The following is a 21,136-nucleotide window of genomic DNA, read 5'->3' on the forward strand; positions in this document are numbered from 1 at the left end:
TTACCGATGAACACCGATATAGAAAATCTGTTTAAAGACAAAGTTTTAGGGCACCCCGCGGGATTGTTTATACTCTTTTTTACTGAAATGTGGGAGCGTTTTTCCTTTTATGGAATGCGAATCCTTTTGGTGCTGTTCCTTACAGCTCCAATTTTAAGCGACAACCCGGGCTGGGAATGGCCGCGCGAGCATGCGCTTGCACTGATAGGTACCTATGCATCACTTTTGTATCTAACGCCTATTATTGGTGGCTGGATTGCAGATAAGATTACAGGTTACCGAATGGCCGTGGTTTTGGGTTGCATTATTATGACCCTGGGTCACGCTTCTATGGCGCTGGAAACTACAGCTTCCTTTTACTTGGGTCTTGCACTTCTGGTTATTGGGACAGGTTTTTTTAAGCCGAATATTACTTCCATCATTTCTGAAATGTATAAAGGTAAGGAATCGAAAAAAGACGGTGCTTATACAATCTTCTATATGGGTGTAAATGCCGGAGCTTTCTTTGGAATGATGCTTTGCGGTTATTTAGCTGAAAATTATGGCTGGTCTTGGGGCTTTGGCCTTGCCGGTATTTTTATGTTCTTGGGGATGCTACAGTTCCTTTTGGCGAAAAATCTATTCGGAAGTGTAGGCGCCAAACCTACCAAAATTCACGAAGTTGAAATTCCACAGAATATAAACGAAGAAAGACCTGAATTGCGAAATGACCAAGCAGAAGAAGCCCCTATCAAGTTAAATCCATTCACAATGTTTGACAAAATCTTGGTAGTTCTTTCATCTGTGGGTGGTTTACTCTATCTTTTTAACGACCCTTTGGAGAAGATTGGAGGTACATCCTTAGTTCCTTTTGAAGTAGGCGGATTGAGCGGAACCAATTTTGTAGTTTTAACGGCATTGTTCTTATTTTTAATATTATTGATTACCCGTATTGTAAGATACTTGCCTATAGTTCGTGATAGAATTATCGCGGTTTCCATATTTGGTCTTTTCACCGTTTTCTTCTTTTCGTTCTTCGAGCAATCGTTAGGATCCATGACCCTTTTTGCAAGAGATTATACCGATAGAACATTGGTAGGCGATTCAGCTATGATATTTAAAATCGTGGATGCACTTTTAACTACTGTTCCTTTAATAATAATTACTTGGGTAATCTATTTGCTATTTAAGAAAACATTCACCATAATTGGCGCTTCAAACATAGTACTGGCAATTGCTTTTATTGGGGTTTGGGGATTGGTACTTTACCGCTTATATGATAAGTTTTCACAGGAGGGCAACGAAGTGGATGCCACTTGGTTTGGTATTTTAAATTCCTTTTTCATTATTACCCTCGCACCACTTTTTTCCAGATGGTGGGAGAGCAAATACAATCCAAGTGCAGGTATGAAATACGGTATTGGTTTGATATTACTGGGATTAGGATTTGCGGTACTTTCTTACGGTGCGTCAGATATACCTTCAGGGGCGATGACAGCTTCCGTGAGTATGATATTTCTAATTTTGGCTTATTTGCTGCACACTATGGGAGAACTATGTATTTCACCAGTAGGACTTTCATATTTAAGTAAACTTGTTCCTGCTAGAATGATTGGGTTTATGTTCGGGGTGTGGTACCTTGCCATTGCCGTGGGCCAAAAGGCTGCAAATACAATGGGCGGGATGATTGATAAGATTTCTGCGGAGTATTCCTTAGGAACCTTCTTTTTAATTTTTGCATTAATACCCATTGGCGTGGGGGTTATTGCGATGATTCTTAACCCAATTCTAAAAAAATTAATGCACGGTATTCGTTAACACACAATACTTTATAATATAAAAGCGTTCCTTTTTATGGAACGCTTTTTGTTTCAAAATATTTAAAATCACTAAAGCATTTATAATGAAATATTTATTACTCTTTTTTCTTATTGTTTCCGCAGGTACGGTCCATTCACAGGATAAAATCAAGTGGATGACCATGAACGAAGCGCTTGCCGCGCAAAAGAAAGAACCGAAAAAGATTTTTATGGACGTTTATACCACGTGGTGTGGTCCCTGCAAGATGCTCGATAAAAATACTTTCAGTGATGCGGACGTAATTGAATATTTGAACAAAAACTATTATGCGGTTAAATTTAACGCAGAAGGGACTGAAAAGGTAACTTTTAATGATTTTACCTATACAAATCCTAATTATGATCCCGCCAGAAAAGGTAGAAATTCACAGCACTTATTTGCGCACGCATTAAAGGTTAACGCCTATCCAAGTGTTGTTTTTTTCACGGAAGAAGGCAAGTTAATCCAAACGGTACCAGGGTACAGAACGCCTCCCCAACTTGAGATTTTCCTAAAAATGATACATACGGACGATTATCTAAAAATAACCACTACCGAGGCTTGGGAAGAGTATCAGAAGAATTTTAAACCCACATTTTAGTATAGCCACTTCGGTTTCATATTCGGGCTATTCTATTGGGAAAGCTCCTTGTTTTGCAGTATGGCGGAACGGGAGCTTTTTTAGTTTGCAGGTTTTTTCCCAGCGTTTTACATAGGAATAATAGTTACTGCCATCGGCAATAATTTGTACAGGCTTTAAGCTATCAATTAGTCGGTTGAGGTTTATTTTTGGACTGCTAATGAGCAGAATTGTATTCACATTCGTTGCATTGGGAAAGACCCCCAAACTATCTAAAACCAAAACATTTTTATTGTTATACTTAAAGAATCCCGGAATCTTTTTTTCCGAATAGGAATTAGTATTTACGGCAATTTTATACGATTTAAGAGGATATGTTTCAGAAGTATTTGAAATACTATCACTTTTAAAAACCGTAAGATGCTTTCCGTTTTTATAAGCGATTAATGTCTGTTTACTCTTTTGAAATATCAAGAATTGATTTCCAGAATACCTGAATTCATCATAAATGTAGATTGAAATTAATACTGAAATTGCCAATAAGGAAATTACCAGCCTATGATAGTTCATCTTTTTAAGAAGTAATGCAATGGCAATAATTAGTAAATAGGTTCCCAAGACTTTTAATATAGAAAAATGGATTTCCTTAAAGAGGAATTCGTCTTGGACTGCTATCCAATGAATAAAGCCATTAAGACCTTCAATCAAAAAATTATAGCTGTCTGCAAACCAATTTGGCAAGCTGTCAAAACTCGCCAATAGAACAATCAATATTCCGCCGCACATCAAGATTGTTAAAAAAGGCAGTACCACTATATTGGTGAGCAAAAATAATCCTGGAAATTGGTGGAAATAGTATAAACTTAACGGTAGAACCCCAATTTGTGCACAAATAGTAACGGAAACGATTCCCCAAGTTTTCCGCACAATCCAGTATTTTGAATAGCCTACTTTATAAAAAAGCGGTTGTAGCCAAACGATAAAGAAAACTGCAAGATAGCTAAGTTGAAAACCAACCTGGAATAACCATAGTGGATTGATGATTAAAAGCGTAAAAAATGAAAGGAATAAGGTGTTTATGGAATTTATCTCTCGGTCAAAAAGTTTGGCAATTGCAAAGAAGCTGAACATTGTTACCGCCCGCGTAACTGAAGGCGATAATCCCGATAACAATGCAAAACCCCATAAGAGAATAACAATGAATGTAGCTTGAAAAAAAACACCATATTTCCATCTTACAAAGGGTTTAAAAAGAAATGCGAGAATAATATATAAAATGCCCACGTGTAGCCCCGAAACGGCCAAAATATGCACGGCTCCCGCAGCGGCGTATTCGTTGTACAGATTTTTGTCAATGTCTTTCTTTTCGCCCAAGACAAGCGCTTGTATAATGGCGCGTTCGTCCGTTTTTAGGTTGGTGTTTTGAAATTTTGTAATTATATGCGCGCGTATGTTTTGCGCAATACCCATCAAAGTTTTGGAAGCTTTTTGTGTTTTTAGAATAGGGGAGGATGAAAGGCGTAGCTGTCCATAAACCCCTAATGATTTCATATATTTTGAGTAATCAAACTGGTGCGGGTTCAGTGGTTTTTGAATTTCGGTAATTGGGGCATATACAAGTAATATTTCATCGGGCGAAAAAGATTGTTTTATAGATTTTTTTGAAATATTCAGCAAGATTTTTCCTGCCGCGGGATTGTTGTTTATTGCGGTTATCGTTGCAAAATACTTTAGATAGAATTTGTCGGGTTTTAAGCTCTGGTTTATTTTCAACTGTACTAAATCTGCTTTGTTTTCTGAAATAAAGTGCGAATAATGGTTGGGTTGAAATTCTGGCAGCTGCATCTGATATGTGAAGTAACCAATGGCGAAAAAGCAGAGATAGACAGCTATTCCGAAGTAAGGTTGCTGAACCAATTGCTTTTTTGCCCAAAACCAAAGACCCGCAACTATTGCTAGGATTATGAAAAGATAAGAGAGAAAAAAAGAATTAGAGGGGAGGTAATGTGCAGTGAGAATCCCCAGCACGAGGAAAGCCGAAAACTTTACTATTGCAAAGTTGATGAATTTCATGCCCCAACCTTTTAAGTGTTTTACTTAAAACTTATTGGGGAGAATGGAAATAAAATTAAAAAATATATTTTGCAAAAGCAAAGTTGCTGAAACCGAAAAATTAAATGACCCGCCGCACTTCCACAAATGTCTTTTTCCAATAGTCCTCATCGAGTGAGGAAATAATAACACCGGCCCGGGTCGTGGAGTGGATAAATTTTACTTCACCGCGTTTTGCCTCAACTACCAAACCTACGTGGTTTATGGTGTTTCTGCTGGTGGTTTTAAAGAAAACGAGATCGCCTTCCTCGATATCCTTAAAAGAAATAAGTATCCCCTTTTTAGCCATATCTCGCGAAATACGAGGTAGGCTAATATTTTCCTTTTGGAAAGCGGTGTATACCAGACCTGAACAGTCCATCCCGGCATCAGTAGTGCCACCAAATTTATAGCGTGTTCCCTCAAAGGTTTTTGCGTAATCTATAATTCCTTTCTTAATTTCTTTTGGAGATTCTTCAGAGGCTTCCGAAGTGTTTTCATCATCCCTTTTTGCTACAATTTTATTGTTTTTGTGCAGATTTACTTTTCGGGTAGTTTTAGTTCTTGTTTCTTTTTTCCCTTTGATGGCCTCTGGAACTTTACCAGTGTTTTTGGTACTACCGCAGGATATGAGGAATAAAGCCAAAAAAGAAAGAAAGAGTAGTTTTCGCATCGATAAAAAATAGTGGATGAAGGTTTAAAAATATAAAAATTTATTTAATTTCTCTTTACGGCAGTATAGATTAGTCTGGCCGTGGTTTCACTTGCACCACGACCTCCGAGTGCTTTTTCCAATTCGTAATAATCCAAAAACATAGTAGCCCGTTTATACGGATCCAAAATTTTTGTGAGTTCTTCTTTTAGCTTTATTGTGTTGAATTCGGTTTGGATAAGTTCGGTAACAACTGTTTTATTGAGAATTAAATTTACCAGTGAAATGTATTCCAACTTAATGACCCGTTTGGCAATTTCATAGCTAATCCTGCTACCTTTGTAGCAAACCACTTGTGGTACTTTGAAAAGAGCGGTTTCAAGTGTAGCTGTGCCCGAGGTAACCAAGGCAGCTTCTGAAATACTTAAAAGATCGTAGGTTTTATTAGCTACAAAATGCACATTTTTAGTACTGAGAAAACTTTCGTAAAATGATTTTTCCTGACTTGGCGCACCGGCAATAACAAATTGATAATCCTTAAAATCTTTCGCTACCGAAATCATTATTTCCAGCATTTTCTTTATTTCCTGTTTTCTGCTGCCGGGAAGCAATGCTACCACTGGTCGATCATCTAAACCGTTTTCTTTTTTGAAGATTTCGGGATCAACTTGGGGTCTGTTATAAATGGCGTCAATTAGTGGGTGACCCACAAAATGAACCGGAAATTCATGTTTTTTTTCATAAAAACCCTTTTCAAAGGGAAGGATAACATACATCTCATCCACATCACGCTTTATATCTTTTATTCGCCCTTCCTTCCATGCCCAAATTTGGGGCGAAATGTAATAATGCGTTCGGTATCCTTTTTGCCGCGCCCATTTCATAATTCGAAAGTTGAAGCCGGGATAGTCTATAAAAATAATTACATCGGGATTGAAGCGCTCAATATCCTTTTTGCAGAATTTGATGTTTTTAAAAATAGTTTGAAGGTTTAGTACTACCTCTGCAAAGCCCATAAAGGCAAGTTCCCGATAATGTTTTACCTCGGTGCCGCCAACCTCACGCATCAAATCGCCACCCCAAAAGCGAAAATCCGCTTGGGAATCTTCTTTTTTTAAGGCTTTCATTAAATTGGCCCCGTGCAAATCTCCGGAGGCTTCGCCTGCTATGAGGTAGTATTTCATTTTGAAAAGTTATAAGTTTAAAGTTGTGGTTTCGGATAATAACTAGAAACTTGAAACAAGTAACTATTTTATTACATTTTGAATAAGAATATCAAAAAATTCCGTCAATGTCATTCCTGCTTCTCGGGCTTGTTTAGGGACGATGCTTTCTGTGGAAAGACCCGGATTTGTGTTTATTTCCAGAAAAAATGGTTTTCCTTTCTCAATAATAAATTCACTGCGGGTGATTCCCTTCATATTTAGTAATTTATATATGCGAACGGCTTCTTTTTTTACCATTTCCGTTTCTTCTTCTGAAATTCTTGCGGGGGTAATTTCCTGCGACTTCCCAAGGTATTTTGCTTCATAGTCAAAGAATTCATTTTCCGAAACAATTTCGGTTACGGGCAGGGCGATTATTTCTTCGCCTCTATTATAAACTCCCACCGAAACTTCAACTCCAACGAGAGCTGTTTCAATAATGATTTCGGTGTCTTCGGTAAATGCTTTTTCTATTGCTGGCATCATTCCTTCCATATCGTTCACTTTGCTGATGCCGAAACTGGAGCCAGAGCGATTTGGCTTTACAAAACAGGGCAAGCCGGTTTTTTTTACTATTTCTTCAACGTTAATCTCCCCGCCTTCATTTATGTAATAGGAATTTGCGGCGCGAATACCAAAATTTTTCAATACCGAAAGACAGTCGCGTTTGTTGAAGCTCAGCGCGGCCTGATAATAATCTGTGCTGGTATGTGGAATTTTCAACAATTCCCAATAGGCCTGCAGATAACCATCTTCACCGGGCGTGCCGTGGATGGTGTTGAAAATGGCATCGGGATGGATGGTTTCGGTACCATTGACAAAACTGAAATCGGCTTTGTTTACGGGATGTTTGGAACCGTTTTTTGCTACAAAGTACCAGCCTTCTTCCAAAATATGGACGGGATACACCTCATATTTATTTTTATCAAGGGCGTTGCAAACCACGCCGCCGCTGTTTATCGAAATTTCAAACTCGCTGGAATAGCCGCCCATAGCAACGGCAATATGTTTTTTACCCATAACAAATCATTAAAAGCTGCGTTAAATAACTGGTAAAACAAAAATATCACTTATCCATAGAAAGATACTAACTTTGGGTTTTATATTTTTGTGCATTAACAAACAAACGTATGACTTTTTTCCAGTTCGTATTTTCCAAGGTATTTTTAAAGCAGCTGCTATTGGCAATTGTAGCCTTGCTAGTCATGGCTTTTTTGATATTATGGTGGTTGCGCTTTAGCACAAACCACAATGAAACGATAGAGGTGCCCAACCTTGCAAAACTATCTTTGGACAAAGTGGAGGAGACCTTGGACGAAATGGACCTTCGTTATGAAATCTTGGATTCGGCAAATTACAATCCCGATTACCCAAAGTATTCCGTAATCGAACAAATTCCGAAACCTGGTAAATTTGTAAAGGAAGACCGAAAATTATATTTAACACTGAACCCTTCGGGCTACCGTAAAATTGAAGTGCCCGATGTGTTGGGGCGTACACGCCGGCAGGCAGAACCTACGTTATTGGCCATGGGTTTCAAAATAGGAAAGATAAGTTACCGTCCGCATATTAGCGACAACGTTTTGGAAATGCGCTACAAAGGCGAAAAGCTTGAGGTGGGCACACCGCTGCAGAAAACTTCAGTGATAGATTTAATCGTTGGGGATGAATCGCTCAATAGAATTCAAACTGAAGACGATCCTTCCGAAGAAAACCCAGAGGCTCCAACAGAAAATGAAGAAGCGAACAATGGCGAATTTTAACGAAGAGCAAATAGAGGATACCGATGGCAGTGATGATCTTTATGAACATTACCGTTTTAAGGCAGACAAAGGACAGGGTGCGCTTAGGGTAGATAAATACCTTATGAACCTGATTGAAAAAGCGACCCGCAATAAAATACAAAAAGCAGCCACCGCTGGAAATATTTACGTTAACGGCGTTCCCGTAAAATCAAACTACAAAGTGAAGGGCAATGATGTGGTGACGGTGCTTTTTGAGCATCCGCCATATGAATTTCTGCTTGTTCCTGAAAATATTCCTCTCGACATAGTTTATGAAGATGATGCTGTACTCGTAGTGAACAAGCCTGCGGGAATGGTGGTACATCCCGGTCACGGCAATTACAGCGGAACACTTATAAATGCACTGACGTATCATTTTGAAAACCTTCCGAATAATTCGAGTAACAGGCCAGGATTAGTACATAGAATAGATAAAGACACCAGCGGACTTTTAGTTATAGCAAAAACGGAGGAAGCAATGACGCACCTCGCCAAACAGTTTTTCGACAAAAGCACCGAGCGCGAATATGTAGCCCTTGTTTGGGGAAATGTGGAAGAAGAGGAAGGTACCATTGAAGGAAATATCGGCCGCCATCCCAAAAACCGCTTACAAAACACCGTTTACGAAAACGATGAAGAGGAAAAGGGAAAGCCAGCTATTACCCATTACAAAGTTTTGGAACGTTTGGGGTATGTTACGTTGGTTTCCTGCAGATTGGAAACAGGCCGTACCCACCAAATTCGGGTGCATATGAAATACATAGGCCACACCCTATTTAACGATGAGCGTTACGGAGGCGAAAAGATATTGAAAGGAACAACTTTCACTAAATACAAGCAGTTTGTTGAAAACTGTTTTAAAGTTTTACCACGTCAAGCTTTGCATGCCCGCACCTTGGGTTTTGTGCATCCCGTTACAGGTGAATTTATGCGTTTTGAATGCCCAATTCCAGAGGACATGGAAGCGTGTTTGGAGAAATGGCGGAATTATTCGCAGCATGTTATTGAATAGAAATCCCAAAGTTCAAGCACCAAATTCCAAAAGGCTAGATTTTTATTACTTGCTTGGTAACAGATCCTTTTTCATTGGTGATATTTATGAAATAAACACCTTCAGTCAAACCATTGAGCGAAGTTTCATCTTTTCCTAAAGTGATCCTTTTTAAAACTCTTCCACGGCTATCTGTAATTCGCACTTCACCATTTTCAATTCCTGAAATAGTAAAATTGTTTAAAGTAGGATTGGGATAAATTGAAAAATTATTCTCAGCTAAGTTTTCATTGTTGTTAAGCAAACCACAGTCTTGTAAAATTTCTTCACGAGTATTACAGCCCTGGGCATTATCGTATATTATAGCTTCATTGGCTGGGTCGTTTAAATACTCACAGATATTTGGATAATCACATATAGCTAATTCAGGACTGCCGTGAATAACAAGTTCGTATAGCGGGGTGTTTATATCTATATTTGAGAGTGCTGAAATGTCATTTAGTAAATAATTACCTTCAAAATATAAAAGAAATACATTGGTCAAGTTTTCAAGACCATTTAAACTTGTTAATAATGGAGCATTGACAATGCCAAAACTTCCTAGAGAAGTTGTGAGATTACTAAAACCCTCAAGATTCGTTACTGCTGTATTCCCAGATAAATAAAAATCTCCACTCGAAACAAGACTCTCGAAACCATCAAATGATTCTAAGCTAGGATTAGAATATATTTCTATTCCTTCCTCACCTACTGTAACCAAATTATTCAATCCTTCTAAGTTTATTAGATTTTGGTTTGCTATTATTCTAAGATCACCTAATTCAGTTATATTGTTTAGACCATTTAAATTATAGAGCAAATCATTGTCAGTAATATGAATCCCATCAGCACTTGTAAGATTGGTCAACCCCATTAAACTTGTTAGGGAAGGGTTTTCTTCTATTAGAATGTGCGCTGTAGTTGATGACAAACTTTCTAAACCCTCTATCGATGAAAGTATCGGATTTTGAATAATTCTTAAATCTTGAGAAACTTCTTCCAAACTCTCAAGTCCACTTAGATTCTGTAGACTTTGATTACCAATAATATAAAGTCGTCCGTAGGTGTCTCCATCAGTTACAGCTGTTAAATTGTTCAGACCATTAAGGTTTGTTAGAGCAGCATTATTTAGGATACGTAAATTTTCAACCCGGATTATTTGGGATAGGCCATTAAGGTTTGTTATTTCACCTGACACAGCTTCTTCTATTCGGAGAGTTCCATTTATTTCTGTACAATTAGGATAATCTATGATAAAATTATCTATCTGACTTTGCGAAGTAAACGTTACAAAACCGGTAGGGCACTGCCCAAATAGGAAATTTGATGCAGAAAAAATAAAAACTAGCAATCCCGAAAATAGTATTTTTGAATTCATTAGTAATATAAGGGTAAGCCTCAAATATAGGTATAATGTTCAGTTTCCAAAATTTGAGGCTTTTTGTTTAAAATTATTCTAATCGGAGTGATTTAATCAATTCTTCATCCACTTCGCAGTAAATGTTTTCTTTCCGTCAGAAATTGTTACGAAATACATTCCATTATTCAAATGTTTTAGATTATAACTGTTTGATTTTTCAAGATTACCTTCTTCTGAAAAAACTACTTTTCCATCGATACTATAAATATTCACTTTTGCATTTTCCATAGCTTCGGGAATTTTAAAGGACAACATTCCTTCTGAAGGATTTGGGAATATTTTAATTATGGAGCCAGTGTTAAAGTCAGTAACACCCATAATTTCTTCTATTTCCACAAAGCCATCGCGGGTATTGTCGCCTTTGTAGCCATTGCGATGAATGTTTTCTGGGTTGTACGGTACGTTTAGATTATACACATTCACAAAAGTAGAATCTACTCCTGCGCCAAAAGTTAAAGTGTAACTATTTGCTGTAAGATCTAACATTCCGTCATTGTCTACATCGCCCAAAACGGCGCCGTTCAAAAAGGTAAAACCATGGGGGCGTAAAGGAAATCCATCTATTTCACCAGACCCGTCTAAGGAATAGGCATGTATATAGCCTTCACCAGCAGCATCTGTTAGGACACTTGGGAAAATAATATCAGAGATACCATCATCATTGACATCGGCAATGGAAAGTACACCTTCGGTACCGCCATATTTTTCTATCGGGAAATTGGGTATGTTGCTGCTGCTTTCATCCAGGCCATATATAACGGGAAGTTCTACGCCGGGAGTACCACTGGTAATTCTATCGGACATAAAGATTTCAAAAGTGCCATTTGCATCTATGTCCAACACTGTTGGGGGAGAATAGGTCCAACCACTCAAAGGGATGGGCCAGCCCAGTCTGTAGTTGCCATCGTGTTCCATAACATAGAAGCGGGGATTGTCTCCGTGGTTGCTTCCTATAATTTCCAAGTCGTCGTCCCCATCAAGATCAGCGAGGATTGGGGATTGGTAGGAATAACTTACTGTAGGGTCAAAAACTGGAAAACCTGGAAATACTTGCCCTTGGTTATCAAAAATATACATTCCTGCTGAAGAGGCGGCTATAACCACATCGAGGTTGCCGTCATTATCCATATCTGCAATAGAAGGAGTGAAAGCAGGGGTTGCTGCTACCTCTACGGGCCAATTTGCATTTATTGGAGTTCCGTCCATTTTAATAGCATGCACAAAGCCTTGGGCGCTCCCTACGCGTTCGCCGGTAATAATCTCCAACATTCCATCGCCATCCAAGTCTGCTAATGCTGGGGCGTTAATCATCCAGTGGTCGTCAAAGTTTAAAGGCCAACCCGGCAGGTCTGCTCCCGTGGGATCAAGAAGGTACACGCGACCCGCATTGGGAACACCTCCTGTATTTAGTACAATCTCCAGAGTGCCATCGTTGTTTAAATCTGCAACCGATGGAGGAAGTAGGATGGTGCCGCTAACGGTTTTTTGGAAAAGTATAGTACCGTTACCTTCAAGGGCATAAAGGGTATTCCAGATACCGTAGAGTATTTCGTCTATACCATCATTATCAATATCTGCCAAGGTGGTGCCACGACTGTTTTTAAAATTGGGATGTGCTGGCTCCCCAAAGCGCCAGAGTTGGTCAAATACGTGGGTTTGTTCTGTATTGTTATAATCTTGGGGTAGTGTAACCATTTCTACGGAAATGGTGCCGTCTTGATTTAAAGATGCTTTTTTGCCTTGTTGCTGGGCGGTGGAGCCTATGGCTAAAGCAAGGGCAGATAGGAGGGTAATGGTTTTTTTCATAAGTTTTCAGTTTATTTTTATAAAGCTATCGATAAATGTTGGGTTATCAAAAAGATGGGGCAAGAAAGCTTACTTGGAAATTTTCAGCAGTAAAGGATGAAGGGTTTAATATTGAAGTAATGGATTTAATATTTATAAAATACGCTTTAAACACGCTATAAACACGCTATAAATACACTATATATATACTATGAATATGCTATACATATACTTTAAACTATTGGTTTATTATGATATAATGCATTATTCTATTTTTAATTTTTTTTGTTTTCAGGTTTGGAAGTAATAAGTAATTATTACAATAATTGAATTATTAGTTGGTCTGTATTTTTTTGGAGTTGCGTTCTCTTCTAAGGAGCTGCCATTCCATTCAAGCTAGGGAGCAATCACCTCGTCTGTTTTGCAGCCACCCCTGCCATACAGGGCAGGGAGAGCGATTACTTTTTTTTTGGATTTTTGCATATTACTAGTTCCTTCCCCCTGTGATAATTTCAAATAGAAGATTCTAAATTTTTAAAGAGGAAGGTGGCTTTTGGTTTTTTCTGCCAAAAGACCGAAGGGGTTTTGTCTTTTATTTTTATAACAAGTACCCACCCTTCTGCTTCGCAGCCACCCCTCCCTTTTAGGGCGGGGAATATTTTTTTAAAATAAGATTTTTTTATTTTTTGGATATATATATATATATATATTGTGCCAGTTAAACCAGAAGCTCATCAACCCCTCGACACCTAAACTCATAAACTTTTAAAAATGAAACACCTACTACTCACCCTAACCCTGCTTACCTCTTTTTTTGCCAGCGGCCAGATAGTAAACATACCCGATACCAATTTTAAAAATGCATTGCTAAACCATAACCCTGTTATTGATACCAATGGGGATGGGGAGATACAATATAGTGAGGCAGAGGCTGTAGAAATTTTATATGTACTAGAGAAGGCTATTATTGATTTAACTGGTATAGAGACTTTTGAGAATTTGAAAGAATTAAATTGTCAAAGCAATTTTTTAAACGAATTAAATATTTCTTCTAATATAAGCCTAGAAAGACTTATTTGCTATAATAATAATATTCAAGTATTAAATATTTCCAACAACCCATTATTGCAGATTCTGCAAATTAGTTCAAATAACTTAACAACAATTAGTGCATCAAACAATGCTAATTTGGAAGAAATCAATTGTGATAATAATAATTTAACTACAATTGATGTTTCCCAATTTCCAAATATTACAAATATTAGTTGTAGTGATAATAATATAGTTGGATTGGACGTGAGTAATAATCAATTTCTTGAAATATTATGGTGCTTTGGAAATGAAATTAGTGAGTTAGATGTTTCTCAAAACCCAAATGTTCGATTTTTATGGGTCTCCAATAATGAATTAACGAATTTGAATCTTGAAAATAATTTACTTTTAGAAACATTTTATGCCGTAGAAAACCCTATAAGTAATTTCGACTTTTCTTCAAATATAAATTTAAGAGTGCTCAACATTTCGAACACCTTAATTACTGAATTAGATCTATCTAATAATCCTGAATTATGTAATATAAAGGTTAGAAATATCCCATCTTTGGAATATATAAATTTAAAAAATGGAAATACTGAGGTATTAGGAGGGGGGTGTACTCAGGATGCACTATCTTTAACAAACAACCCCAACCTCCAATTTATCTGCGTAGAAGACGCCCAATACGCCGCAAACAACTTTACAGATATTCCACCCTTGGCAACCTTTGTTGAGGATTGCACAATCGCCAACGGCGACCTAAACCATATAACAGGCACCGTAAAATACGATGACGAAAACAACGGCTGCGATGGTGGCGATGTTGGGGTTGGTAGGTTGCTTGTAAACACTACGGATGGCACCAACAATTTTGCAACCACTACAATAAACACAGGCGATTACAACCTTACCGTAGCAGAGAATACTTATACCACTACTGTTTTGGGGCTTTCGCCTTACTTTTCATTAAGTCCGGCGCAGGCGGTTGATACTTTTGTAGGTTTTAACCAAACCGAGATTGCTGATTTTTGTATCGCGCCAACCACCACCGCCAATGACCTTGCGGTAACCCTTGTGCCACTAAATGCTGCCCGACCCGGATTTGAGGCCAGCTATAAACTGGTCTATGAAAACGTGGGCACTACCCAACTGAGCGGCAATGTAGAACTGGATTTTGATGGAATGCTTGTAACGTTTGTAGAGGCTACGCCTACGGAAACTTCCATAAACGGAAATACTATTTCTTGGGATTACAGCAACCTAAACCCTTTTGAAACCCGTAGTATTGAAGTGGTTTTTGAAGTGGCGCAACCGCCCATTGTTGAAAGTGGCGATGTGCTGCCCTATATTGCAAGGGTAAATCCCGTAAGTGGCGATGCCGCACCTGATGATAATGTTTTTCAGTTAAACCAAATTGCGGTAAACAGTTTTGACCCGAACGACAAGCAGGTATTGGAAGGCTATCAAGTATTGATTGATGATGCTGATGAATATCTACATTACGTGGTGCGCTTTCAAAATATGGGAACCGCGAATGCCATAAACGTACGCGTGCAGGATGCGCTGGATGAAAAACTGGACTGGACAACATTTAAGGTTCTCGATGCCAGCCACGCTATGAAAACACAGCTTGTAAATGGGTCGATAGATTTTATTTTTGACAATATCAACCTGCCCACGGCTTCTTCGGACCCTGAAGGAAGCCAAGGTTTTGTGGCGTTTAAAGTGAAACCCGTTTCCACGGTTCAACTTAACGATGTAGTGGCAAATGCTGCGGATATCTACTTTGACTTTAATGCGGCGATTGTAACCAATACCGTATTCACCACTTTTGTTGATGAATTGGCGGTTGCGGATTTTGAATCTTTAAAGGTTGTAGCATTTCCAAATCCCGCCAATGATATCCTTAATATTCAGGCAGAGGGTTCTATTTCTTCAATTGAGATTGTAAATATACTGGGGCAGACCTTACTTACTTCCAAAGGGAACAGTAATCGTGAACAAATTGATATTTCTGGACTAAGTGCTGGGAATTATTTTGTGCGTATTGTTGCAGGGAATGTTAGTAGTGTTTTGCGGATTGTGAAAAAATAACCCACCGTGTCTGACACACCCCGTCTGACCCACCCCGCCTTCGGGCCCCCCTCCCTTGGAGGGGGGCTATTTATAACATTGACCATCTTCTCTTAACAAAAAGTTAAAGTTGCTCTTTTCGGTAACGTTCGCGCAGTATAGTAGACGAATGCGTTTATATTTACAAGCCGATAAATTTCAGCGTATTTTACGCCTATTTATTGAGCATTTTATAAATAAATAACTCCCTTTAAGAATGAAAAAATTACTTATTTGCTTTCTCCTCGCTACTTTTGTATTGCCTGTTCAGGCCAATGAGGGTATGTGGTTTTTAATGCATATTGAAAGGTTAAACTACCGCGATATGCAAAAAATGGGGCTGCAGCTTACGCCCGAAGAAATTTATAGCATAAACAATTCCAGCCTTAAGGATGCCATTGTGCAATTTAACCGTGGGTGCACTGCTGAAATTATATCAGATAGCGGTTTGGTGCTTACCAACCACCATTGTGGCTACAGCCAAATTGCAGAACTTTCCACTGCGGAAAACGATTATTTGACCAATGGGTTTTGGGCGGGAAATTACGCTGAGGAATTAAAGCCAAAGAAACTTTCCGTTCGCTTTTTTGTACGTATGGATGATGTTTCAAAACGCATTTTGGGGCAGGTGAATGATAAAATGACTGAAGCCGAACGCGAAGCTGCCATAAACCGTGAAATCGCAAAGATTGAGCAGGAAAACAACGAGGGTGGAAAATATACCGTTTCTGTAAAATCCTTTTATCAGGGCAATGAGTTTTACTACTTCGTTTACCAAGATTATAATGATGTGCGATTGGTAGGTACACCGCCGGCAAGCATAGGGAAATTTGGAGGGGATACCGACAACTGGGAATGGCCAAGACATACAGGCGATTTTTCACTTTTTAGAGTGTATGCTGATAAAGACGGTAACCCTGCGGAATATTCACCAAACAATGTGCCCCTGAAACCCAAATACCACTTAAAAACTAGTTTGAAAGGTTTTGAGGAAAACGATTTTGCTATGATCCTTGGATACCCTGGAAGGACTAACCGTTGGATGCCCGCAGGCGGCATACAGCAAAACGTAGATTATGCGTATCCAGCTTGGGTGGAGGCTTCAAAAACCTCTATGGACGTAATGAAGAAATATATGGACAAGGATCAGCAAGTAAAACTTGACTATGCGTCAAGCTATGCGTCTATTGCCAATTATTGGAAAAATCGCCAGGGAATGATAGATGCGCTTACGCAACATAAAACTGCGGAAAGCAAACGAAAGGAAGAAAAAGCTTTTCAGAAATGGGCCTCCAAAAAAGGCAATGAAAAATATGCCAATGTGATACCCGTTATTAATAACTACTATAAAAATACCAATAAGGCTAGTGCACACGACAATTACTTGGGCTTGTTGTTGCGTACCCGTATGGCAACTATTCCTTACCGCTTGGGCAATGCACTGGATTATTATTTACAACAAAACGAAGCAAAACAAGCTGAGGTTAAGCCACAGCTAGAGGCGGAGATTAATGACCTTTATGAGGGTATCTATATGCCTTTAGAAAAAGATGTGCTTGCCGCCCAGTTGAAGCTTTATTCCACCAAAGCGGAAAATATTGCGCCTATGGTAGCGCGCATTGCAACTGCCAATAATAAAAGTGAAGCAGGATGGAATGACTATTTAAATACCGCTTTTGAAAACAGTATTTTTCAATCAAAGGAAAAAGTAGAAGCCTTTATGGCAAATCCCAATGCCGAAGTTTTAAGGAATGATTCTTTGTTCCAACTTTCCACAGATTTGCTGAAGCGCTACCGCTATGAGTCTGAAGAAGAAAAGCAATTGAACAATGACTTTGAACGTGCATACCGTTTGATGGTACAGGGAATGCGTGAGATGAATCCAGACGCCAAATACTATCCTGATGCAAATAGTACACTGCGCTTAACGTATGGAAAGGTAATTGCATTGCCGGAAGATAAGCGCAATGATGCTGTGAAAAATTACTACACAACATTGAAGGGGACTATTGCAAAATACCAACCGGGCGATGATGAATTTGATATGCCGCAAAAATTGATAGACTTATATGAGAAAAAAGATTTTGGTCAATATGCTGATGATGACGGCTATTTGCCAGTAAACTTTTTAACGGATAACGATATTACTGGTGGAAACTCTGGTTCGCCAGTGCTGAATGGCAAAGGTGAATTAATTGGATTGGCCTTTGATGGAAACATTGAAGCGATGGCGGGCGACGTTATTTTTGACGATCAACTGCAACGCACCATCAATGTAGATATTCGCTATGTATTGTTTTTAATAGACAAATTTGCAGGAGCGAGCCATATTATTGATGAATTGACGATAGTAAAATAAACACTTTTTCTTCCAATACCTTTTTATTAAACCCTGTATATTTATTTAAATTTACGGGGTTTTAATTTTTTATATAATTATAAATATATGGCATCAGGAATTTTTGCAATACTGGATGATATAGCTGCACTGTTGGACGATGTGGCAATGATGAGCAAAGTGGCAGCCAAAAAAACGGCTGGCATTTTGGGTGATGACCTAGCGGTGAATGCCGAAAAGGCCTCTGGTTTTGCCTCTTCCCGTGAAATTCCTGTTCTCTGGGCAATTACCAAAGGCTCTTTTTTAAATAAATTGATTATTCTGCCCATAGCCTTTTTGCTGAGCGCTTTTTTACCTTGGGCAGTGACCATAATCTTAATTTTAGGGGGATTATATCTGGCTTATGAAGGGGCAGAGAAAATATATGAGTTCTTTTTTCCCCACACCCACGTGAAGGAATCTTTTGTAGAGGAGGGGCTTACCGAAATTGAAATTTTAGCCATTGAGAAAGAACGTGTAAAATCAGCAATTGTGACCGATTTTATCCTGTCATTAGAAATTGTGATTATAGCTTTGGGTACCGTGGTAGAAGAACCCATAGGCACCCAGATTATGGTAGTGAGCGTTATTGCAATTCTTGCCACGGTTGGAGTTTACGGTATTGTTGCACTTATTGTACGTATGGATGAAGCGGGTTTTAAATTGATAAAACGTAGTAAGACAGAAACTAGTTTTTCACGTAAGCTAGGAAATTTATTGGTACAAGCACTTCCAAAAGTTATTAAAAGTTTAAGCGTTATAGGTACCATAGCCTTATTATTGGTATCGGGCGGTATATTTGTACACAATGTAGATTTCTTCCATCATTTATTACCCTCATTGCCTTCCTTTCTTTTGGAATTTGCCGTGGGGCTTATTGTAGGTTTTATTTGTTTAGGTGTTGTGGTTATCTTCAAAAAACTTTGGCGAAGGGTAAAAGGGAAAAGTGCATCTGTCTAACAATTAAATTTTTAGCAATTTGGTAGCGATAAATTGATTAATATCATTTTATTTCCTACAAATACAATTCTATATTTGCCGCCGAAAAAGTATTAACCTTTAAAAATTATTATGAATAAATTTTACACTTTATTGTTTACATTACTTATTGCTGCCACTTCATCTGCGCAGGTTTTAAACGAAACCTTTGACGATAATAGTGGTTTTGTTACTTCAACACCTTTCTTTTCTGACGGTGCTGGAGATTTCTTCGGACTTGCCGTAGTGGAGGATTTTAACGGGGAGCCAGTTCCAACACAGATTAAGGCCTACACAGGGTTTACAGGTGGATTTTTAACTGGAATGGACCTGGATGGTGAAGGCGCCAGTTTGCCAATATTCATCGAATGGAACGGGCTAGACATAGATGGGTTTACCGATTTGATGTTTAGCGGTGAATTTGCTGAGTTTTTTGATGCTCCAGGCGATATTGATGATTTAGACTTTCTTCGCATAGATTATCAAATTGACGGTGGGGGTTACCAAAATCTTATCTGGTTTGAAGGAGCTGACTTTACCGGTGGCGGGGGAACTGCCAACGGAAACTTTAGAGAAGATACCGATTTTGATGGTGAGGGTGACGGAAATGTTTTAACAGATGCAGCACAAGTTTTTACCAAAGCTATAACAGGGACAGGGGCAGTACTTGACCTTCGTTTAACTGTTTCTGTGGATTCTGGTGATGAGGACTTTGCGGTTGACTCATTTTTGATTACAGGAACAGCCCCTGATACTACTCCTCCCGTAATTACTTGTCCTGCAGTTATTGAACAGGACAACGATGCGGGTATTTGTGGCGCTATTGTAACTTTTGATCCTGCAACTGCCACTGATGATACTGATCCTAACCCAGTAGTAGTTCAGACTTCAGGCCTTGCTAGTGGATCGGAGTTTCCAGTGGGAGTTACCACTATAGAATTTACAGCTACAGATGCTTCAGGTAATTCCAGCACTTGCACATTTACAGTTACTGTAATAGATGCAGAAATTCCAGAAATAGTATGCCCTCCTACACAAACTGTAATGGCAGATTCCAACGATATGTATGAGCTTCCAGATTACGTGGGCGATGGGTTGGTTACAATTACTGACAACTGCGCTACTACTTTTACAACACTTCAAATTCCTGCTGCGGGAACGATGGTGGGCGTAGGTACTACCAATGTAATCATTGAGGCCACAGACGATGCCGGAAACACTGCGGGCTGCAATTTTGACGTCGTGGTTGAACCATTTTTGAGTGTGAATGACATTGCACTTTCTCAAATTGTATTATATCCCAACCCAGCAAAATCAACAGTTAGTGTTAATGCAACTGTTGAAAGCATAATTGTTTATAATGTAGCTGGACAAAAACTTATGGAAACCAGCAGCAATAGTTTTGATGTTTCTGAATTGGCTAATGGTATTTATTTAGTGAAAATTACCACTGCCGAAGGCACTGCAATTAAGCAGTTGAGCGTTCAGTAAGCTATTTTATTTGAATTCTATAGAGAAAACCATCTGTTACTTACGGGTGGTTTTTCTTTTTATATAGATTTTATTGAACAATAAAATGTCAAAAAAATTTACGCAAATGCCTTCAATTTTGCGACATTTGAATTCCAATAAATCTCAAGGTTGAAAAAAAGACTGTTTGCCATAGCATTTCTGTTAGTACTGTTCGCTCCGGTGGCAACAATGTTTCTATTCCATTTTGAGAAAGCTGCGCTAAAACGCGAAATTAAATGGAAGATGATTGCAGGAATAGACCAAAATGAATTGGTGCTGCTGAAATTTTCAAAAGAAGAAGCTGAGACAAAGTTGCGGTGGGAACATTCCAAGGAATTTGAGTACGAGGGACAGATGTATGATGTTGTTTCCAAGGAAACAAAAGGAGATACCATTTACTATAGATGCTGGTGGGACCACGAGGAAACTGCCCTTAACAAAAAGTTGCAACAGCTGGTTACCCAGACTTTTGATAAAGATAAGGACAAGCAAAGAACCCAAAAGCAACTAAATAACTACTTTCAATCCTTTTTCTGTTCAAAATTTTTTGATTGGCAGGCCACTGCCTTAGAAAACTTTCAAAAAATTTATCAGCCTATAGCATATGAGCGCAATTTTAGTTCCATACGTTTAAGTCCTCCCACGCCACCTCCCCAAGTACAGTTAGTACCCAATACTTTATCATTAGCGCTTTCAATACACATTGAAACTGCATTCTATTGTGTTATTTATTGACACCTTAACAATTAAACAAACC

15 protein-coding genes are annotated in these 21,136 nt (G+C 38.7%); 9 read left to right on the top strand and 6 right to left on the bottom strand.

Annotated elements, in window-relative coordinates:
* Positions 1-6 precede the first annotated feature (6 nt).
* Both JK629_RS08790 and JK629_RS08795 read left to right on the top strand, forming a co-directional pair.
* Positions 7-1,797, top strand: coding sequence for a peptide MFS transporter (locus JK629_RS08790; protein ID WP_202335269.1), 1,791 nt, complete (start codon positions 7-9; stop codon positions 1,795-1,797).
* A gap of 85 nt (positions 1,798-1,882) precedes the next feature.
* Entirely contained in the window at positions 1,883-2,419 is a 537-nt protein-coding gene (locus JK629_RS08795) for a thioredoxin family protein (RefSeq protein ID WP_202335270.1), read from the top strand.
* Positions 2,420-2,446: 27 nt separating this feature from the next.
* Here JK629_RS08795 and JK629_RS08800 read toward each other — a convergent pair whose 3' ends face one another.
* From JK629_RS08800 to JK629_RS08815, 4 genes are all read right to left on the bottom strand, one after another.
* Positions 2,447-4,471, bottom strand: a complete 2,025-nt coding sequence (locus JK629_RS08800; RefSeq protein WP_202335271.1) for a ComEC/Rec2 family competence protein — start codon at positions 4,469-4,471, stop codon at positions 2,447-2,449.
* A 100-nt stretch (positions 4,472-4,571) separates the two neighbouring features.
* A complete protein-coding gene (locus JK629_RS08805; protein WP_202335272.1) occupies positions 4,572-5,162 on the bottom strand; it encodes a C40 family peptidase in 591 nt (196 codons plus the stop codon).
* Between the two features lie 44 nt (positions 5,163-5,206).
* Positions 5,207-6,325 carry a lipid-A-disaccharide synthase gene (gene lpxB / locus JK629_RS08810; RefSeq protein WP_202335273.1) on the bottom strand — a complete coding sequence of 373 codons (1,119 nt, stop codon included), beginning with the start codon at positions 6,323-6,325 and terminating at the stop codon, positions 5,207-5,209.
* Between the two features lie 63 nt (positions 6,326-6,388).
* Entirely contained in the window at positions 6,389-7,366 is a 978-nt protein-coding gene (locus JK629_RS08815; RefSeq protein WP_202335274.1) for a D-alanine--D-alanine ligase, read from the bottom strand.
* A 110-nt stretch (positions 7,367-7,476) separates the two neighbouring features.
* Here JK629_RS08815 and JK629_RS08820 point away from each other — a divergent pair, with 110 nt between their 5' ends.
* The gene (locus tag JK629_RS08820; protein ID WP_202335275.1) at positions 7,477-8,109 is read left to right on the top strand and encodes a PASTA domain-containing protein; all 633 of its coding nucleotides are present in this window, start codon (positions 7,477-7,479) and stop codon (positions 8,107-8,109) included.
* Positions 8,096-9,142, top strand: coding sequence for an RluA family pseudouridine synthase (locus JK629_RS08825; protein ID WP_202338033.1), 1,047 nt, complete (start codon positions 8,096-8,098; stop codon positions 9,140-9,142). The genes JK629_RS08820 and JK629_RS08825 overlap by 14 nt, the downstream gene beginning before the upstream one ends.
* Before the next feature lie 34 nt (positions 9,143-9,176).
* On the opposite strand, the gene JK629_RS08830 is transcribed toward JK629_RS08825, so the two are convergent.
* Both JK629_RS08830 and JK629_RS08835 read right to left on the bottom strand, forming a co-directional pair.
* Positions 9,177-10,538 carry a T9SS type A sorting domain-containing protein gene (locus tag JK629_RS08830; RefSeq protein ID WP_202335276.1) on the bottom strand — a complete coding sequence of 454 codons (1,362 nt, stop codon included), beginning with the start codon at positions 10,536-10,538 and terminating at the stop codon, positions 9,177-9,179.
* Positions 10,539-10,634: 96 nt separating this feature from the next.
* Positions 10,635-12,386, bottom strand: coding sequence for a T9SS type A sorting domain-containing protein (locus tag JK629_RS08835; RefSeq protein WP_202335277.1), 1,752 nt, complete (start codon positions 12,384-12,386; stop codon positions 10,635-10,637).
* A 750-nt stretch (positions 12,387-13,136) separates the two neighbouring features.
* Here JK629_RS08835 and JK629_RS08840 point away from each other — a divergent pair.
* The 5 genes from JK629_RS08840 to JK629_RS08860 all read left to right on the top strand — a co-directional run bounded on the left by JK629_RS08840 (position 13,137) and on the right by JK629_RS08860 (position 21,114).
* On the top strand, positions 13,137-15,494 hold the full coding sequence (locus tag JK629_RS08840; protein ID WP_202335278.1) for a T9SS type A sorting domain-containing protein: 2,358 nt from the start codon (positions 13,137-13,139) through the stop codon (positions 15,492-15,494).
* Positions 15,495-15,729: 235 nt separating this feature from the next.
* Positions 15,730-17,871, top strand: coding sequence for a S46 family peptidase (locus JK629_RS08845; protein ID WP_202335279.1), 2,142 nt, complete (start codon positions 15,730-15,732; stop codon positions 17,869-17,871).
* A gap of 87 nt (positions 17,872-17,958) precedes the next feature.
* Positions 17,959-18,849: a DUF808 domain-containing protein gene (locus JK629_RS08850; protein WP_202335280.1), complete on the top strand. Its 891-nt coding sequence runs from the start codon at positions 17,959-17,961 to the stop codon at positions 18,847-18,849.
* 111 nt (positions 18,850-18,960) lie between these two features.
* Positions 18,961-20,358 (top strand): HYR domain-containing protein, encoded by a 1,398-nt coding sequence (locus JK629_RS08855; RefSeq protein ID WP_202335281.1) that lies wholly within the window; start codon positions 18,961-18,963, stop codon positions 20,356-20,358.
* 150 nt (positions 20,359-20,508) lie between these two features.
* Positions 20,509-21,114, top strand: coding sequence for a hypothetical protein (locus JK629_RS08860; RefSeq protein WP_202335282.1), 606 nt, complete (start codon positions 20,509-20,511; stop codon positions 21,112-21,114).
* Positions 21,115-21,136 lie beyond the last annotated feature (22 nt).

Origin of the sequence: Aequorivita iocasae (assembly GCF_016757735.1) — a bacterium.
Taxonomy (GTDB): Bacteria; Bacteroidota; Bacteroidia; order Flavobacteriales; family Flavobacteriaceae; genus Aequorivita; species Aequorivita iocasae.

Bases quoted from the DNA above. Each gene is read 5' to 3' on its own strand.
- JK629_RS08790 (WP_202335269.1), top strand. From the start codon at position 7: ATGAACACCGATATAGAAAATCTGTTTAAAGACAAAGTTTTAGGGCAC.
- JK629_RS08795 (WP_202335270.1), top strand. From the start codon at position 1,883: ATGAAATATTTATTACTCTTTTTTCTTATTGTTTCCGCAGGTACGGTC.
- JK629_RS08800 (WP_202335271.1), bottom strand. From the start codon at position 4,471: ATGAAATTCATCAACTTTGCAATAGTAAAGTTTTCGGCTTTCCTCGTG.
- JK629_RS08805 (WP_202335272.1), bottom strand. From the start codon at position 5,162: ATGCGAAAACTACTCTTTCTTTCTTTTTTGGCTTTATTCCTCATATCC.
- lpxB (WP_202335273.1), bottom strand. From the start codon at position 6,325: ATGAAATACTACCTCATAGCAGGCGAAGCCTCCGGAGATTTGCACGGG.
- JK629_RS08815 (WP_202335274.1), bottom strand. From the start codon at position 7,366: ATGGGTAAAAAACATATTGCCGTTGCTATGGGCGGCTATTCCAGCGAG.
- JK629_RS08820 (WP_202335275.1), top strand. From the start codon at position 7,477: ATGACTTTTTTCCAGTTCGTATTTTCCAAGGTATTTTTAAAGCAGCTG.
- JK629_RS08825 (WP_202338033.1), top strand. From the start codon at position 8,096: ATGGCGAATTTTAACGAAGAGCAAATAGAGGATACCGATGGCAGTGAT.
- JK629_RS08830 (WP_202335276.1), bottom strand. From the start codon at position 10,538: ATGAATTCAAAAATACTATTTTCGGGATTGCTAGTTTTTATTTTTTCT.
- JK629_RS08835 (WP_202335277.1), bottom strand. From the start codon at position 12,386: ATGAAAAAAACCATTACCCTCCTATCTGCCCTTGCTTTAGCCATAGGC.
- JK629_RS08840 (WP_202335278.1), top strand. From the start codon at position 13,137: ATGAAACACCTACTACTCACCCTAACCCTGCTTACCTCTTTTTTTGCC.
- JK629_RS08845 (WP_202335279.1), top strand. From the start codon at position 15,730: ATGAAAAAATTACTTATTTGCTTTCTCCTCGCTACTTTTGTATTGCCT.
- JK629_RS08850 (WP_202335280.1), top strand. From the start codon at position 17,959: ATGGCATCAGGAATTTTTGCAATACTGGATGATATAGCTGCACTGTTG.
- JK629_RS08855 (WP_202335281.1), top strand. From the start codon at position 18,961: ATGAATAAATTTTACACTTTATTGTTTACATTACTTATTGCTGCCACT.